The organism is Azospirillum oryzae, assembly GCF_008364795.1.
GTDB classification, from domain to species: Bacteria; Pseudomonadota; Alphaproteobacteria; order Azospirillales; family Azospirillaceae; genus Azospirillum; species Azospirillum oryzae.
Genome location: NZ_VTTM01000012.1, coordinates 114369 through 130408 on the forward strand (window position 1 = coordinate 114369; position 16040 = coordinate 130408).

The 16040-nt window shown below is 69.5% G+C and carries 13 protein-coding genes; 8 read left to right on the top strand and 5 right to left on the bottom strand.

The window, feature by feature from the left end:
- The first annotated feature begins 18 nt into the window (after positions 1-18).
- From FZ938_RS25085 to FZ938_RS25100, 4 genes are all read left to right on the top strand, one after another.
- A complete protein-coding gene (locus FZ938_RS25085) occupies positions 19-792 on the top strand; it encodes a ferredoxin--NADP reductase (protein WP_149201135.1) in 774 nt (257 codons plus the stop codon).
- Between the two features lie 235 nt (positions 793-1027).
- The gene (locus FZ938_RS25090) at positions 1028-2809 is read left to right on the top strand and encodes a glycoside hydrolase family 17 protein (protein WP_149201136.1); all 1782 of its coding nucleotides are present in this window, start codon (positions 1028-1030) and stop codon (positions 2807-2809) included.
- A 77-nt stretch (positions 2810-2886) separates the two neighbouring features.
- Positions 2887-3513, top strand: a complete 627-nt coding sequence (locus FZ938_RS25095; RefSeq protein ID WP_109155675.1) for a LysE family translocator — start codon at positions 2887-2889, stop codon at positions 3511-3513.
- Between the two features lie 121 nt (positions 3514-3634).
- Positions 3635-5221 (top strand): response regulator, encoded by a 1587-nt coding sequence (locus FZ938_RS25100; RefSeq protein ID WP_149201137.1) that lies wholly within the window; start codon positions 3635-3637, stop codon positions 5219-5221.
- A 35-nt stretch (positions 5222-5256) separates the two neighbouring features.
- On the opposite strand, the gene dapB is transcribed toward FZ938_RS25100, so the two are convergent.
- Both dapB and FZ938_RS25110 read right to left on the bottom strand, forming a co-directional pair.
- Positions 5257-6054: a 4-hydroxy-tetrahydrodipicolinate reductase gene (dapB, locus tag FZ938_RS25105; RefSeq protein WP_149201138.1), complete on the bottom strand. Its 798-nt coding sequence runs from the start codon at positions 6052-6054 to the stop codon at positions 5257-5259.
- A gap of 79 nt (positions 6055-6133) precedes the next feature.
- Positions 6134-7084, bottom strand: a complete 951-nt coding sequence (locus FZ938_RS25110; RefSeq protein WP_149201139.1) for a zinc ABC transporter substrate-binding protein — start codon at positions 7082-7084, stop codon at positions 6134-6136.
- A gap of 136 nt (positions 7085-7220) precedes the next feature.
- On the opposite strand from FZ938_RS25110, the gene znuC reads away from it, so the two are divergent.
- Positions 7221-7985, top strand: coding sequence for a zinc ABC transporter ATP-binding protein ZnuC (gene znuC, locus FZ938_RS25115; protein ID WP_149201140.1), 765 nt, complete (start codon positions 7221-7223; stop codon positions 7983-7985).
- A complete protein-coding gene (znuB, locus tag FZ938_RS25120) occupies positions 7978-8763 on the top strand; it encodes a zinc ABC transporter permease subunit ZnuB (RefSeq protein WP_149201141.1) in 786 nt (261 codons plus the stop codon). The genes znuC and znuB overlap by 8 nt, the downstream gene beginning before the upstream one ends.
- Before the next feature lie 329 nt (positions 8764-9092).
- Here znuB and FZ938_RS25125 read toward each other — a convergent pair whose 3' ends face one another.
- Both FZ938_RS25125 and FZ938_RS25130 read right to left on the bottom strand, forming a co-directional pair.
- A complete protein-coding gene (locus tag FZ938_RS25125; protein ID WP_246457297.1) occupies positions 9093-11690 on the bottom strand; it encodes a DNA translocase FtsK in 2598 nt (865 codons plus the stop codon).
- A gap of 72 nt (positions 11691-11762) precedes the next feature.
- Positions 11763-13019, bottom strand: a complete 1257-nt coding sequence (locus FZ938_RS25130; RefSeq protein ID WP_149201142.1) for an aminotransferase class I/II-fold pyridoxal phosphate-dependent enzyme — start codon at positions 13017-13019, stop codon at positions 11763-11765.
- 254 nt (positions 13020-13273) lie between these two features.
- Between FZ938_RS25130 and FZ938_RS25135 the strand changes: the two genes are divergently transcribed.
- Complete coding sequence (locus FZ938_RS25135) at positions 13274-13864, top strand: DUF2239 family protein (protein WP_149201143.1); 591 nt, start codon at positions 13274-13276, stop codon at positions 13862-13864.
- Between the two features lie 93 nt (positions 13865-13957).
- Here FZ938_RS25135 and glnK read toward each other — a convergent pair whose 3' ends face one another.
- Positions 13958-14296: a P-II family nitrogen regulator gene (glnK, locus tag FZ938_RS25140; protein ID WP_014189833.1), complete on the bottom strand. Its 339-nt coding sequence runs from the start codon at positions 14294-14296 to the stop codon at positions 13958-13960.
- 407 nt (positions 14297-14703) lie between these two features.
- On the opposite strand from glnK, the gene FZ938_RS25145 reads away from it, so the two are divergent.
- Complete coding sequence (locus FZ938_RS25145) at positions 14704-15978, top strand: UbiH/UbiF/VisC/COQ6 family ubiquinone biosynthesis hydroxylase (RefSeq protein ID WP_149201144.1); 1275 nt, start codon at positions 14704-14706, stop codon at positions 15976-15978.
- The last annotated feature ends 62 nt before the right edge of the window (positions 15979-16040 follow it).

Consider the following 16040-nt stretch of genomic DNA (forward strand, 5'->3'; position numbering starts at 1 on the left):
AGGTTTTGGAACGCCCCCATGAGCAATCTGATCAAAGAGCGCGTGCTGACCGTTCACCACTGGACCGACACGCTGTTCAGCTTCACCACCACGCGCGATCCGTCCTTCCGCTTCCTGCCGGGGCAGTTCACCATGATCGGGCTGGAGGTCGACGGCCGGCCCCTGCTGCGTGCCTACAGCCTGGTCAGCGCGCACTACGAGGAGACGCTGGAGTTCTTCAGCATCAAGGTGCAGGACGGCCCCCTGACCTCGCGCCTGCAGCACCTGAAGGAAGGCGACACGCTGCTGGTGAACCGCAAGGCGACCGGCACGCTGATCACCGACAACCTGCTTCCCGGGCGGAACCTGTATCTGCTGAGTACCGGCACCGGCCTGGCGCCGTTCCTCAGCATCATCAAGGACCCGGAGATGTACGAGAAGTTCGACCGGGTGATCCTGACCCACGGCACCCGCACGGTGGCGGAGCTGGCCTATGACGACCTGATCCACCACAGCCTGCCGGAGAACGAGTTCTTCGGCGAGCAGGTGAAGGAAAAGCTGCTCTATTACCCCACGGTGACGCGCGAGCCCTTCCGCAACCAGGGCCGCCTGACCACGCTGATGGAGACCGGCAAGCTGTACAGCGACCTGGGCCTGCCGGAGCTGGATGCCGACAAGGACCGCGTGATGATCTGCGGCAGCCCGGCGATGCTGGCCGAGACCACCGCGATGATGGAAAAGCGCGGCTTCGTCATGGGCACCAACGGCGAGCCGGGCGGCTTCGTCATCGAGAAGGCGTTCGTCGAGCGGTGAGGAGGGTGGGGAAGCAATTTCCCATGGAATAAACACCCCCTCCCACCGGTTTACCAATCCGTGACGAAGGCACGTCACTCAATCCTTGACCGACTGGGCGCGCCTCCTCCGGGGGGCGCGCCTATTTTCTGTCCATCGATTTTCCGGTGGGGCCGGTGAATAAAATCACCGTCCGGCCTGTTGGTGCGACGGTCACCGTTCAAACCGTCAAGCCTTTGGTGTAGACATCCCGCCCATGCGCCTGATCCTCATCCTCGCCGCGATGATCGTCGCCGGCCTCGCGAATCTCGCCGTCTGGTCCCTGCCCAACCGCCCGGTGCCGCTCGATCCGCCGCCCGGCGGCAAGCTGCGCAGCGTGTCCTTCGCGCCCTTCCGCGACGGGCAGAGCCCGCTGACCGGCGTCCTGCCCTCCACCGCCCAGATCGAGGAGGACATGGTCGCCCTCGCACCGCAGGTGGCCGGCATCCGCACCTACACCTCGCTGGAGGGCTTGCAGGTGGTGCCGGAACTGGCGCGCAAGCATGGTCTGCAGGTCACAATGGGGGCGTGGCTGTCCTCGCGGACCGACAAGAACGAGGCGGAGATCGCCTCGCTGATCGACCTCGCCAACCGCTATCCCGACGTCATCACCCGCGTCATCGTCGGCAACGAGGTGCTGCTGCGCCGCGAACTGACGCCGGAGCAGGTCGCCGGCTACATCGACCGCGTCAAGGCGGCGGTGAAGCAGCCGGTGTCCTATGCCGACGTCTGGGAATGGTGGCTGAAATACCCGCAGATCGCCGATCACGTCGATTACCTGACCATCCATCTGCTGCCCTATTGGGAGGACGTGCCGGCCGGCGTCGAAGCGGCGACCGAGCGCATCCGCCAGAGCTACCGCACCATCGCCCACCGTTTCCCCGGCAAGCCGATCCTGGTCGGCGAGACCGGCTGGCCGACGCAAGGCCGCTCGCGCGGGGCCGCCGTGCCGGGGCTGGTCAACAAGGCGAAGTTCGTCAACGCCTTCGTCCGCATGGCCGAGCAGGAGGGCTTCGATTACAACGTGATCGAGGCCTTCGACCAGGAATGGAAGGCCAAGCTGGAGGGCACCGTCGGCGGCCATTGGGGCCTGTACAACGCCGACCGCACGCCGAAATTCTCGCTGGCCGGGCCGGTGGTCGGCAATGTCGCGTGGCCCTGGCTGTTCGCGGCGTCCAGCGGGCTGGCTCTGGGGCTGCTGGGCGGGCTGGCCCTGCTCCGCCGCCATCTGCCGGGCACCGGCTGGGTGGCGCTGATCCTGCTGGCCCAGGCGCTCTCGACCCTCTATGTCCGCGCCGCCTTCGTGGCGGAGCATGGCAAGCATTACTGGCAGGACACCACGCTGGCCGTGGTCATGCTGGCGCTGACCGCCGCCTTGGCGCTGGCGGTGCTGCTGACCGCCCATCGCACGCTGGCGAGCGGCGGTCTGGCGCGCGAGCCGCTGGTCGGCCTGCGCCACGCCCGCCCGGCCCTGACCCGCACCGAGCGGGTGGGGCGGTGGAGCGCCGTGGCGCTGGGCGTCGCGGCGCTGGCGTGGTCGCTGCTGATCGTCTTCGACGGCCGTTACCGTGACTTCCCCAACCCGTATCTGCTGATTCCGGCGGTGGCGCTGCCGGCGCTGGGGCTGATCCGTGCCGCCCGCCGGCCGGTCGGGACGGAGACGCGCAACGCGCTGGGCATCGCCAGCCTGTTCCGCCCGGCGGTGCCCGCCGCAGATGGCGAACCGCGGGGCCTGTGCGGCGCCGTCCGCCGCCTGCCGGTCGAAGCGGTCCTGGGCTTCGGGCTGCTGCTGGGGGCGCTGCTGACGGTGGTGGCCGAGGGCTTCGTGCCGCTGGAATCGCTGATCTACGGCCAGCTGCCCTTCATGGAGGCGCTGCACGAGGTCGATTGGACGCGGCCGAACTGGGAGGCGCTGGGCTGGGCGGCCCTGCAGATCCTGCTGGCTCTGCCCTTCCTGGCCGGGGTGTGGAGCGCCCGGCGTCCGCTGCGGCGGATTTGACGTCAAGCGGCCGTTGCGCCGGCCGCCGCGCTGTGGATTGATGGACGGGTTCCTGACACTAACCGGAGACCCGTCCGATGTCCCCCGATCTATGGCTCGCCTTCGCCGCCGCGTCCGCCATCATGCTGATGATCCCCGGACCGACGGTGCTGATCGTCGTGTCCTATGCGCTGGGCCATGGACGGCAATCGGCGATGGCGACGGTGGCGGGGGTGGCGCTGGGCGACTTCACCGCGATGACCGCCTCCATGCTGGGGCTGGGGGTGCTGCTGTCGACGTCGGCGGCGCTGTTCACCGTGCTGAAATGGGTCGGAGCCGCCTATCTGGTCTATCTCGGCATCAAGCTGTGGCGGGCGCCGGTCAAGGGGGTGGAGACGGTGGCCGACGAATCGGCGGTGCGGCCCTGGCGCATGATGCTGCACACCTATGCCGTCACCGCGCTGAACCCCAAGAGCATCGTCTTCTTCGTCGCCTTCCTGCCGCAGTTCCTCGACACCGGCCGGCCACTGGCCGGGCAGATGGTGGTGATGGAGGCGACCTTCCTGGTGCTGGCGACGCTGAACGCCGCCGGTTATGCCCTGTTGGCTTCGGCGGCGCGGCGCGCGGTGCGGAGGCCGTCGGTGCAGCGCGCGGTCAACCGGGTCGGCGGGTCGCTGCTGATGGGGGCCGGGCTGCTGACCGTCGCCTGGAAGCGGACGGCCTGACGCGGACGCCGGTTTGTTGACAGATCATGATGGCTTCATCGAAAATTGTCGGCGCATCTGGGGATGCACGCGCCGGTAATTTCGTGAAGCCGGCCGAGCGAATCGAACCGCGGGGGCGGTGATGGCCGACGGCTGCGACAGGGGCGGGAACGGCGACGGCACGGATGAGCGCCGGCGGGAGTCCGCAAGCGATGTTCTGGAGTTCGCCGCCGAGACCGAGGACGCCGCCGATGGTGATGGAGACGGCTGGCGGCGCAATCCGCCCTGGCTGATCCTGATCGTCGACGACGACCACGAGGTCCATGCCATCACCCGCGTCGTGCTGGGCGAGATGAGCTTCGAGGAGCGGCCGGTCCGTTTCCTGTCGGCCTACACCGCGCGGCAGGCGCGGTCGCTGCTGGTCGAGCATCCGGGCATCGCCGCCATCCTGCTGGACGTGGTGATGGAGACCGACGACGCCGGGCTGAAGCTGGTCCGCCACATCCGCGAGGAGATGGGCAACCGGCAGGTCCGCATCATCCTGCGCACCGGCCAGCCGGGGCAGGCGCCGGAACGGCAGGTGATCGCCGCCTACGACATCAACGACTACAAGGCGAAGAGCGAGCTGACGGCGCAGAAGCTCTACACCGCCGCCGTCGCGGCATTGCGCTCCTACCAGCACATCGCCACCATCGAACGCGGCCGGCAGGGGCTGGAGCGGGTGATGGAGGCGGCCGACCATCTGGCCGGGCTGCGCTCGCGCTCGCAATTCCTCGCCGGGCTGGTCGGGCGGGCGGCAGCGCTGCTGACCGGCGTACAGTCCGCCTTGCTGTGCGGGCCGGGGGAGGGCGACGGGCCGGCGATCGTGGCGGAGGCCGGGCTGCCGGCCGACCTGCCGACGGAGGTTGTGGCCGACATCGTGGCGGCGCTGGGCGACGGTCAGGCGCGTTGGGGAAGCCGGCATGGGGTGACGGTTCTGCGCGGCCGCGACGTCGCGCCGCTGGCGCTCTGCCTGCTTGGCGGCCCCTTTGCCGAGGGCGACCGGCCGTTGGTGGAACTGCTCTGCACCAAGGCGGCGGTCGGGCTGGACAATCTGCGGCTCTATGAACGGCTGAACCAGGCGCAGATCGCCACCGTCCATGCGCTGGGCAAGCTGGCCGAATACAAGGACGAGGTCACCGGCGACCATGTGAAGCGGCTGGGCCGCTGGGCCACCGCCATCGCCCGCGAACTCTACGCCCGCAACGCCTTCGCGGACGAGCTGGACGACTGGTTCTGCGACACCATCGGGCTGGCGAGCGTGCTGCACGACGTCGGCAAGGTCGGCATCCCCGACGCCATCCTGCGCAAGCCGGGCCGGCTGGACGAGGCGGAGATGGCGGTGATGCGCGACCACGCGGCCATCGGCGGCAGCATCCTGCGCGACGCCTGCGGCGGCGACCGCCGCGGCTATCTGTCGATGGGGGCGGAGATCGCCGAGAGCCATCACGAGAAGTTCGACGGCAGCGGCTATCCGCGGGGCCTGGCCGGGGACGCCATTCCGCTGGCCGGCCGCATCGTCGCCGTCGCCGACGTGTTCGACGCGCTGCTGCACCGCCGCCCTTACAAGAAGGCGTGGGACATCGCCGAGGTGCTGGACCTGCTGCGCGCGGAGTCGGGCAGCCATTTCGACCCGCGCGTGGTCGACGCCTTCCTGGCGGTGCTGGAGTGCGACGGGGCGGGGGTGTAGGTCCCCCATCCCGTCAAAAGGCGCCCCTTTGGAGCTTATACGCCCAGCACGTCGCGCATGCTGTAGAGGCCGGGCGTCTTGTCCTGCGCCCACAGGGCGGCGCGGACGGCGCCCTTGGCGTAGATCTGGCGGCCGGACGCCTTGTGGGTCAGTTCGACCCGCTCGCCGTCGCTGGCGAAGATCACGGTGTGGTCGCCGATGACGTCGCCGCCGCGCAGGGTGGCGAAGCCGATCTCCCCGCGCGGGCGGGCGCCGGTGTGGCCGTCGCGCACCTTCTGCCAGACATCCTCCAGCGCCACCCCGCGCCCGGCCGCCGCGGCGCGGCCAAGGCCCAGCGCGGTGCCCGACGGCGCATCGACCTTGCGGCGGTGGTGCATCTCCAGGATGTCGATGTCGAAGTCGTCGCCCAGCGTGTGGGCCACCTGTTCCACCAGCGCCAGCAGCAGGTTGACGCCCAGCGACATGTTGGGCGACTGGACGATGGCGGTGTGGGTGGCGGCGGTGGCGATGGCCGCCTGCTGCGACGGGTTCAGGCCGGTGGTGCCGACGACCAGCACGGTTTCCGACTGGGCGGCCAGCGCGGCGTGCCGCTCCGTCGATTCGGGGCTGGTGAAGTCGATCACCGCGTCGGCCTCCGCGAACAGGGCGACCGGGTCGTCGATGGCGGTGACGCCCAGCGGGTCGATCCCGGCCAGAACGCCCAGATCCTTGCCCAGCGCCGGGCCGCCCACCCGCTCGGTTCCGCCGGCCACCGTGCAGCCAGCGGTCGCCGCGATCTCGCGCACCAGCATCTGGCCCATGCGCCCCGCGCACCCGACGATACCGATCTTCATGACGCCCATCCTCTGTTCAGCTCTGCCGGCCGGCTTTCTTCCCGCCCTCCCAGCGGTTTAGCACAGGCCCGGCCGGGGCTTAAGCGCCAAGGCAGCCGCGCAGCGATGCGGCGAGGTTGCGCATCAGGGTCGGGTAGAGCGATTCGCCTTCCGGCAGGTCGGCGCCTTCGGGGTCGAGCACGCCGGTCTTGGCCTTGGTGCCCTCCACCACCGTGCGGACCAGCGTCGGTTCGAACTGCGGCTCGGAGAAGACGCAGGCAGCGTTCAGCCCGGCGATCTTGGTGCGGATGGCGGACAGCCGCTTGGCCGAGGGACGACGGTCCGGGCTGACGGTGATCGATCCCACCGCCGACAGGTCATAGCGCGCCTCGAAATACTGGTAGGCGTCGTGGAAGACGACGAAGGGTTTGTCCTTCAGCGGTGTCAGCGTGGCCTTCAGCTCCGCATCCAGCGCGTCGAGCGCCTGCAGCGTGCGGTCGGCGTTGGTGCGGTAGACCTCCGCATCGGCCGGATCCTTGGCGGCCAGCGCCTCGGCCGTCGCCGTGACGATGGCGCGGGCGTTGGCGGGATCGAGCCAGATGTGGCTGTTCAGCTCTTCATGCTCGTCGGCATGGCCGTGCTGCTCATGACCATGCTGCTCATGGCCATGGTCGTGGGGTTCCCAGGCGCCGCCCTCGCGGGCTTGCAGCAGGGTCAGGCTTTTCAGGTCCATCAGGGTCAGCCGCGTCGCATTCGGCGCGTTGGCCTGCAGCGGCTTTTCCAGGAAACCTTCCAGTTCGGGGCCGACCCAGACCACCAGATCGGCGGCCGACAGCGCCTTCGCGTCCGAGGGCTTCATCGTGTAGCTGTGGGGAGAGGCGCCGCCGCGGACCAGCAGCGTCGGCTCGCCCACCCCGTGCATGACCGAAGCGACGAGGGAATGGATCGGCTTGATCGACACCACCACCTTCGGCACCCCGGCCCAGGCCGGCAGGGAGGCGGTTGCGGCAAGGGCCGCGGTCAGAATGGCGGACAGCGCGGTAAGGCGCATGGGAGGGATCCTCTCGACTTGCTGGACAGGTCGCTGGTTTCAGCGCATAGGGAAGTCACGTTCAACTGGTGTCACGTTATAACATAACATGTCAACACCCAGCCTCTTGCAGGGCGCATCCCGCGATGCGTCCACGTTGTTCGCCGGTCCGCTCGCCTGGACCGAGGATCTGACCGTGCGCTTCGGCCGCCGCACCGTGCTGGACCGCGTCAACGTCGCCGTCCAGCCGGGGGAGGTGGTGACGCTGATCGGCCCGAATGGCGCCGGCAAGACGACGCTGGTGCGCGCCGTGCTGGGGCTGGTGGCGCCCGACGGCGGGCGGGTGCTGCGGCGCCCGAACCTGCGCGTCGGCTACATGCCGCAACGGCTGTCGGTGGACCGGACGCTGCCGCTGACGGTGCGCCGCTTCCTGGCGCTGTGGCGGCCGGTGACCGCCGACAAGGTGGAGGCGGCGCTGGAGGAGGCCGGGGTGACGCGGCTGGCCGATTCGGCGGTGCAGACCATTTCCGGCGGCGAGATGCAGCGGGTGCTGCTGGCCCGCGCCCTGCTGGGCGAACCGGACCTGCTGGTGCTGGACGAACCCGATCAGGCGGTGGACGTGCATGGACAGGCGGAACTGTTCAACCGCATCGCCCAGGTGCGGCAGCGGCGCGGCTGCGGCGTGCTGCTGGTCAGCCACGACCTGCACACGGTGATGGCGCGCACCGACCGGGTGATCTGCCTGAACAGCCATGTCTGCTGTTCCGGCCGGCCGGAGGACGTCAGTCGGCACCCGGAATATCACGCTCTGTTCGGCGGCCATGCCCGCGATCTGGCCGTCTATGTCCATCACCACGACCACGCCCATGCCGAAGACGGCAAGGTCGTGCATGACCATGACGGGGACTGCTGCCATGGATGAGTTTGTGATCCGCGCCCTGCTGGCCGGCGGCGGCATCGCCCTGCTGGCCGGGCCGCTGGGCTCCTTCGTGGTGTGGCGGCGCATGGCCTATTTCGGCGACACGCTGGCCCATTCGGCATTGCTGGGCGTGACGCTGGGCTTCCTGCTGGGCGTCAATCCGATGATCGGCGTGATGGTGGTGTGCGTGACGCTGGCGCTGGCGCTGGTGGCGCTGCAGAGGCGGCGCAACCTCGCGGCGGACACGCTGCTGGGTATCCTGTCGCACGGGTCGCTGTCGCTGGGGCTGGTGGCGCTGGCCTTCCTGGAAACGCTGCGCGTCGATCTGATGGCCTATCTGTTCGGCGACATCCTGTCGGTGACCGACGGCGACCTGATGGCGATCTATGGCGGCGGCGCGGTGGCGCTGACCGGCTTGGCGCTGCTGTGGCGCCGGCTGCTGGCGGTGACGGTGGACGAGGATCTGGCGCGGGTGGAAGGCATGTCGGTCGACGCCCTGCGGCTGGCCTTCATGCTGCTGATCGCGCTTGTGATCGCCATCGCCATGAAGATCGTCGGCATCCTGCTGATCACGTCGCTGCTGATCATTCCGGCGGCATCTGCCCGCCGTTTCGCCCGCACGCCGGAAGGGATGGCGGTGCTGGCGTCAGTCCTGGGCATTCTGGCGGTCATCGCCGGGCTGCTGGCGTCGCTGAACTGGGATCTGCCGGGGGGCCCGAGCGTTGTGGTGGCCGCCGCCGCCCTGTTCCTGCTGGGATCGCTGGTGCCTGTGCGGCGTTGACGCAAAGCGCGGCAAGCGCAGCGCTGCCTGCAATCAGAAAAAGAATACGCTTGCGTGGATTTCCCGTTTGCGGACGTGACCGCCTGCGCCATAGTCCGCCGGCGGACGCAGTGGCGGACTGGCCGCCACTGCCGCCGTACCAAGGGAGGGCTGGAGGATGGAGAAGATCCTCACTCTCCTGATCCTGGTGCTGGAGATCGTCAAGCGGCTGCTTGACCTTCTGACGCACTAAGATCGGGCGGGCGGGCCGGGGAGTACCATTCCTCGGCCTGCCTACCCCCGATATTGGTGCGGCACCCGTCCGCTGTCAACGGGCACCCCGAAAACACTCATTCATCGACGTTGCGCGCCAGCACTTCGCGCTTGCCGGAGTGGTTGGGTTTGCTGACCACCCCTTCGGTCTCCATCCGCTCGATCAGGCGGGCGGCGGAGTTGTAGCCGATGCGGAGCTGGCGCTGGATGAAGCTGGTCGAGGCCTTGCGCTCGCGGCAGACCACAGCCACCGCCTTGTCGTAGAGGTCGTCGCCGGACCCGCCGCCGGTGCCGGGCAGGTTGCCGTCGTCGAAGGACTCCTCGCCCTCCTCGTCCTCCAGGATGGCGTCGACATAGTTGGGCTCGCCCTGCGCCTTGAGGAACCTGACGATCTGTTCGACCTCGTGGTCGGAGACGAAGGGGCCGTGGACGCGGGTTATGCGGCCGCCGCCGGCCATATAGAGCATGTCGCCCTGGCCCAGCAGCTGTTCGGCGCCCTGTTCGCCCAGGATGGTGCGGCTGTCGATCTTGCTGGTGACCTGGAAGCTGATGCGGGTCGGGAAGTTGGCCTTGATGGTGCCGGTGATGACGTCGACCGACGGGCGCTGCGTCGCCATGATCAGGTGAATGCCGGCGGCGCGGGCCATCTGGGCGAGGCGCTGGATCGCCGCTTCGATGTCCTTGCCGGCGACCAGCATCAGGTCGGCCATCTCGTCGACGATGACCACGATGTAGGGCAACTCGGTCAGGTCGAGCGGCTGCTCCTCGAACAGCGGCTTGCCGGTGTCGGGGTCGAAGCCGGTCTGGACGCGGCGGGTCAGCGACTCGCCGCCCTCGCGCGCCTCGCGCAGGCGGGCGTTGTAGCCCTCGATGTTGCGCACGCCCAGCTTGGACATGTTGCGGTAGCGGTCCTCCATCTCCCGCACCGTCCATTTCAGCGCGACCACCGCCTTCTTGGGGTCGGTGACGACGGGCGTCAGCAGATGGGGAATGCCCTCATAGACCGACAGTTCCAGCATCTTGGGGTCGATCATGATGAAGCGGCAGCGCTCCGGCGGCAGCCGGTAGAGCAGCGACAGGATCATGGTGTTGATCGCCACCGACTTGCCCGAGCCGGTGGTGCCGGCGACCAGCAGATGGGGGAAGCGGGCGAGGTCGGCGACCACCGGCTGGCCGCCGATGTCCTTGCCGAGCGCCAGCGCCAGCTTGCCGCCATGCTTGTCGAAGCCTTCCGCCGCCATCAGCTCGCGCAGCAGCACGGTTTCGCGCTTGGCGTTCGGCAGCTCGACGCCGATGACGTTGCGGCCGGGCACCACGGCGACGCGCACCGACACCGCGCTCATCGAACGGGCGATGTCGTCGGCAAGGCCGATGACGCGGGACGATTTGGTGCCGGGGGCCGGTTCCAGCTCGTAGAGGGTGACGACCGGGCCGGGATGGACCTTCTGGATCTCGCCGCGCACGCCGAAGTCGGACAGAACGCCTTCCAACTGGCCGGCATTGCGCTGAAGCGCCGCCTCGTCCAGCTGCTCGCCGCGGATGCCGGTGGGCGGCACCTGCAGCAGGTCGAGCGGCGGCAACTCGTAGCCCGGCGGGCCGTCTTCCTCGCCCAGCGGCAGGCGGCTCTGGCGCGGGTCGGCCTTGGCCGCCTCGCGCTCCGACGCGGCGGATTTCGGCGGGGCGATGATCGGAACGGCGCGTACCGGCTTGTCGGCGGCGTTCGGGGCGGCAGCCGGGCCGGCGGACAGGGGAACCGGGCCGGCGTCGAGGCCGGCCGGCGGCAGCGGGGTCACCTGAACGGCCTCGTCGAAGCGCGGGCGATTGCGTTTCGGCGCATCGTCGCCGCGCAGCGCGTCGTCCACCGCGACCGAGGCGGCCTGCGCGGCAGTGCGGCCGTGGCGGCGCAGGACATCGACGCCGTTGCGGGCACCCTGGCGGATCATGCGCAGGCCGTTGACCGTGCCGCGGCCGAGCGAGCGGACGCTGGCGATCCATTCGCCGATGGTCAGACCGGCGGCCAGGAACAGCACCAGCCCGCCGCCGACGGCGGCGGCGGTCGCCACCATCGGTTCGGCCCCGAACAGGTTGCCGACCCCGCGCAGCAACACCTGACCGATGCTGCCGCCGGGAAGCGGGGCGAGCGGATCGGTGGAGGCGTCGGTCAGGCCGGCCAGCGCCATCGACACCAGGAACACGCCCCACAGCGCCAGCACGGTGCGGAACAGCGGGTTGCCGAGCTTGCGCTGGGCACCCAGCCGCCACCCCCAGAACATCGGCACCAGCGCGATGACGAAGGCGGCCCAGCCCAGCGACTGGATCAGCAGGTCGGCGGCATAGGCGCCGGGGAGGCCGAACAGGTTGTGCGTGCCGCCCGCCGTGGCGGGGACCGAATTCAGCGAGGCGTCATGCGGGTCGTAGCTGCCCAGCAGCACCATCAGCAGCAGGCCGAACAGGCCGAGCACGAACCCCATCGCCTCACGCGCGCGGGCGACGACGAAGGCGCGCATGGCGGGCGAGAAGAAGGGCGGCTTCTCCTGCCGGCCGCGGCCGGCGCGGATGCGGTCCTTCGTCGGTTCCTTCATGCCGTCGCGGGGCGCCCCCTTGCGCGGGCTGGGGGCGGGCCGTCCCAGGCTGGGCCGGGGGCGCGCGGAGGAGGGGCCGGCGGGTCGGGCCATGGGGCGGGAACCTCGTGCTGTAGAAACCGAAAATACAGGGAGCTGATCGGACCTGGGATTGGCCGGGACCGGTCAGCCGAGAATGCGGACGATGGACGCGCAGGCCTGGGCGACGGTGTCGGCGTCCTGTACCAGGGCGACGCGGATGAAGGCCTCGCCGGGGTTCGCCTCGCCGGGGTTGTTGCGCGACAGATAGGCGCCGGGCAGGACGCGGACGGCGCCCTCCGCCCACAGCCGCTTCGCCGCCTCCTCGCCGTTGCCGACCTCCAGCCACAGGAAGAAGCCGCCGGCCGGGCGGTAATAGCCGTAACGGCCGCCCAGCTCCGCCTCCGCCGCCGCGAATTTGGCCCGGTAGGCGGCGCGGTTCTCCTCCACATGCGCCTCGTCGCGCCACAGCGCGGTGCTGGCGGCCAGGATCGGCAGCGGCATGCCGGCACATCCGTAGCTGCGCAGGCGGGAGAAGCGGCCGATCAGCGCCGGGTCGCCGGCGACGAAGCCGGAACGCAGGCCGGCGGCGCTCGACCGCTTGGACAGGGAATGGAAGACCAGCAGGTTGGCCCAGGGCTTGCCGTCCTCGTGGGGCAGGGAGACAGCGACCTGGAGCGCGCCGACCGGCGGGGTGTCCAGCCAGATCTCGGCATAGCATTCGTCGACCGCCAGCACGAAACCGTACTGCCGCGCCAGCCCGATGGCCTTGGCAAGATAGGCCGGCGTCGCCGCTGCGCCCTGCGGGTTGGCGGGGGTGCAGAGATAGAAGAGGGCGGTGCGCTCCAGCAACTCCGGCGTCAGGGCGTCGAGGTCGGGCAGGAAGCCGGTCTCGCGCGTCGCCGACAGGAACACCGGCTCCGCCCCCGCCATCACCGCCGCCCCTTCATAGGGCGCGTAGAAGGGGTTCGGCATCAGCACCGCCGGCTGGCGCCCGGCCTTCTGCGTCGGCACCGCCAGCAGCGCCAGCATGAACAGCGCCTCCCGCGTGCCGGACAGCGGCAGGACCGAACTGTCGGCATGCAGCAGCCCGGCCGGCAATTCGTAGCGGCGGGCCAGCCAGTCGCCGACCGCGGCGCGGAACTCCGGAGTGCCGCCGACCGGCGGATACTTGTTCCAGCCGGACGCCGTGGCGCGCAGCGTTTCCTCGATGATGGACGGCGGGGTGTGCTGCGGCTCGCCCACCGTCAGCAGGATGGGGGCGACGTTGGCGCGCGGGGTGATCGGCGCCAGCAGGTTGGCCAGCCGGGTGAACGGATAGTCGGTCAGCAGGTCGAGCCGGTCGTTGCCGATCGCCTCGGTGAAGACGGCACCGCTGTTGACGCTGAAATCGGTGAGGACCATGGCGACCGCAACCCTCTTCGCACCCCGGATGCCGCACCCCGGCGCGGGGAGGCGGCCACGTCTCGTGAAGGGCCGATCCTATCGGCGCGGCACGGGGGGCACAAGCGCACAAAGCCTTTGATTGCGGCTGAGCGCGGCAGGTGGCCGAACGGTCACAGGGGGGGGCGGAGGGACCTTCTCCGTTTCACCCGGGTGATATTGACGCGCCTATTTTATCCGGGTATAAATCCGTCCTCACAACCGGAGTTCCGATCATGTCCGTCACCGCCGAGACCCTCTGTACCGCCTTCCGGGGCGAGCGCCGGCTTGCGGCCGGGGATGCGCTGAGCGTTGCGCGGGCGTTGCGGGCCGCACTGGACGCGGAGACGGATGGACCGCCGGTGCTGGTGTTCGACGATGCCACCGGCAAGAGGGTCGACCTCGATCTGCGGGGAAGCGACGAGGAGGTCGCGTGGCGTCTTGCTCCGCCGCCGCCTCCCTTGCCGCGCGGGCCGGGGCGGCCGAAGCTGGGGGTGGTGGCGCGGGAGGTCACGCTGTTGCCGCGCCATTGGGAATGGCTGAACGCCCAGCCGGGTGGGGCCTCGGTGGCGCTGCGCAAATTGGTGGACGAGGCGCGCAAAGGGAGCGAGACGAAGGACCGCGTGCGCCGGGCACAGGAGGCCGCCTATCGCGTCATGCTGGAACTTGCCGGCGACCGGCCGGGATACGAGGAAGCGGTGCGGGCGCTTTATGCCGCGGACCGCGCGCGGTTCGACGCGCTGACGGCGGACTGGCCGGTCGACACGCGCGATTATGCCCGTGCGCTGGCGGCGGAGGCGTTCGTCAATCTGAACGAAGGCGGCTGAAAAACGGGAAGGCGCGCGGCTTGTGCGCCCATCGGGTCCGTTCCCGCCGGAAGGAGCGGACCCGTAATGGCCGGCAATCTGGGGCTAGAAGCCTTACAGCGCCTCGGAGTTGGTCTCGCCGGTGCGGATGCGCACGGCCTGGGCGATCTCCAGCACGAAGATCTTGCCGTCGCCGATGCGGCCGGTGTTGGCGGCCTTCTGGATCGCCTCCACCACCTGCTCATACTGGTCGTCGGACACGGCGACCTCGACCTTCACCTTGGGCAGGAAGCTCACGGAATATTCGGCGCCGCGGTAGATTTCCGTCTGGCCCTTCTGGCGGCCGAAGCCCTTGACCTCGCTGACGGTCAGGCCCTGGATCCCGAGCGACGTCAGCGCCTCGCGCACTTCGTCGAGCTTGAACGGCTTGATGATGGCCATAACCAGTTTCATGTGGCTTCCCCTTAAAGCGTTGTTCCGGCCGCGTGTAAGGCTGTGGCCGCCCCGTTGCGGTTCCAGTCCGGCCTGTCACCGTACCGTCCTTCCGCCGATGGCCCAAGCCTGTTCGCGTCGACCGCAAAAATCAACGATTACAAGAATCGTGCCGGTTGAATTGCGCTGAAAGGATGGGAATATGCCTGTCGAATGGGCGCCCAAAAGGGCGGCATCTGCCCAAAAAACATTCAGCGACAATCTGTCCGGTGGCCGGCCGCGCCCGGCCGGGGACAGGACACTGGACAGGACGCGCCCGTGCGACAATTGTTTGGTCGCGTGGCGGCGCCGGCAAGGCTTGGGCACAAGGCTCAATCCCGGCCGACGACCGCGCCACAGGCATCGAAGGCGAGAGGGCAGCGAGCATCATGGCCGTACCGGGCACCGAATCGGGCAACGCGACCGTCCCGCCGCAGGGCGGCGACATCACCACGGAGGTCGTGGTGCTGGGCGGCGGTCTGGCCGGGCTGACCATGGCGGCGGCGCTGGCCAGCGCCGGCGTGCCGGTGGTCTGCATCGACCAGGACAGCCCCGAACGCATGGGCGGCGGCGATTTCGACATCCGCACCACCGCGATCTCCTATGCCTCCAAGATGGTGCTGGAGGCGGCGGGGGTTTGGCACCACATGGCCGATCAGGCCGGCCCGATGCTGGACATCCGCATCGCCGACCAGTTCTCGCCCCTGTTCATCCATTACGACCACACCGAACTGGCGATGGAGGGCAAGCACCAGCCCTTCGGCTGGATCCTGGACAACAAGGACATCCGCCACGCCCTGTTCACCCGCGCGGCCGAACTGCCGGGGCTGGTCCATCTGGCGCCGGCCAAGGCGGTAACGGTGGAGCGGACGCGGTCGGGCGTGGCGGTGCGGCTGGCCGACGGACGCACGGTGCGCGGCCGGCTGCTGGTCGGCGCCGACGGGCGGCGGTCGATGGCGCGCGACAGTGCCGGGATCAAGGTGCGGCGCTGGTCCTACGACCAGAGCGCCATCATCTGCACCATCCGCCACACCGAGCCGAACAAGGGCGTCGCGGTCGAGCACTTCCTGCCCAACGGCCCCTTCGCCGTCCTGCCGATGACGGACAACCGCTGTTCCATCGTGTGGAGCGAGAAGACCTCGCTGGTCGAAACCTACCTGAAGCTGCCCGTCGACCAGTTCGTCGACGAGCTGCAGCGCCGGTCCGGCGGCTATCTCGGCGAGATCACGCTTCTGACCAAGCGCGAGGCCTGGCCGCTGTCGGTCCTGCTGGCCGACCGCTTCATCGCCGACCGTCTGGCCCTGGTGGGGGAGGCGGCGCACGCCATCCACCCGATCGCCGGGCAGGGGTTGAACCTGGGCATGCGCGACGTCGCCGCGCTGGCGGAGGTGGTGGTCGACGCCTATCGCCTCGGCCTCGACGTCGGCGGGCCGGAGGTGCTGGCCCGCTTCCAGCGCTGGCGCCGCTTCGACACCGTGCTGCTGGCGGCGGTGTGCGACGGGCTGGTCCATCTGTTCTCCAACAGCATCCCGCCGGTGAAGCTGGCGCGCGACCTGGGGATGGCGGTGATCAACCGGCTGCCGCCGGTCAAGCGCTTCTTCATGAAGCATGCGATGGGCGTGGTCGGCGACCTGCCGCGGATGATCAAGGGACAGCCGCTTTGACGGCTCTCGCCTAATTTCACTTCGGTGGTCCCGCCATCGATGCTCCTTGGCAGCGGGGGGCG

Bases quoted from the DNA above. Each gene is read 5' to 3' on its own strand.
- FZ938_RS25085 (WP_149201135.1), top strand. From the start codon at position 19: ATGAGCAATCTGATCAAAGAGCGCGTGCTGACCGTTCACCACTGGACC.
- FZ938_RS25090 (WP_149201136.1), top strand. From the start codon at position 1,028: ATGCGCCTGATCCTCATCCTCGCCGCGATGATCGTCGCCGGCCTCGCG.
- FZ938_RS25095 (WP_109155675.1), top strand. From the start codon at position 2,887: ATGTCCCCCGATCTATGGCTCGCCTTCGCCGCCGCGTCCGCCATCATG.
- FZ938_RS25100 (WP_149201137.1), top strand. From the start codon at position 3,635: ATGGCCGACGGCTGCGACAGGGGCGGGAACGGCGACGGCACGGATGAG.
- dapB (WP_149201138.1), bottom strand. From the start codon at position 6,054: ATGAAGATCGGTATCGTCGGGTGCGCGGGGCGCATGGGCCAGATGCTG.
- FZ938_RS25110 (WP_149201139.1), bottom strand. From the start codon at position 7,084: ATGCGCCTTACCGCGCTGTCCGCCATTCTGACCGCGGCCCTTGCCGCA.
- znuB (WP_149201141.1), top strand. From the start codon at position 7,978: ATGGATGAGTTTGTGATCCGCGCCCTGCTGGCCGGCGGCGGCATCGCC.
- FZ938_RS25125 (WP_246457297.1), bottom strand. From the start codon at position 11,690: ATGGCCCGACCCGCCGGCCCCTCCTCCGCGCGCCCCCGGCCCAGCCTG.
- FZ938_RS25130 (WP_149201142.1), bottom strand. From the start codon at position 13,019: ATGGTCCTCACCGATTTCAGCGTCAACAGCGGTGCCGTCTTCACCGAG.
- FZ938_RS25135 (WP_149201143.1), top strand. From the start codon at position 13,274: ATGTCCGTCACCGCCGAGACCCTCTGTACCGCCTTCCGGGGCGAGCGC.
- glnK (WP_014189833.1), bottom strand. From the start codon at position 14,296: ATGAAACTGGTTATGGCCATCATCAAGCCGTTCAAGCTCGACGAAGTG.
- FZ938_RS25145 (WP_149201144.1), top strand. From the start codon at position 14,704: ATGGCCGTACCGGGCACCGAATCGGGCAACGCGACCGTCCCGCCGCAG.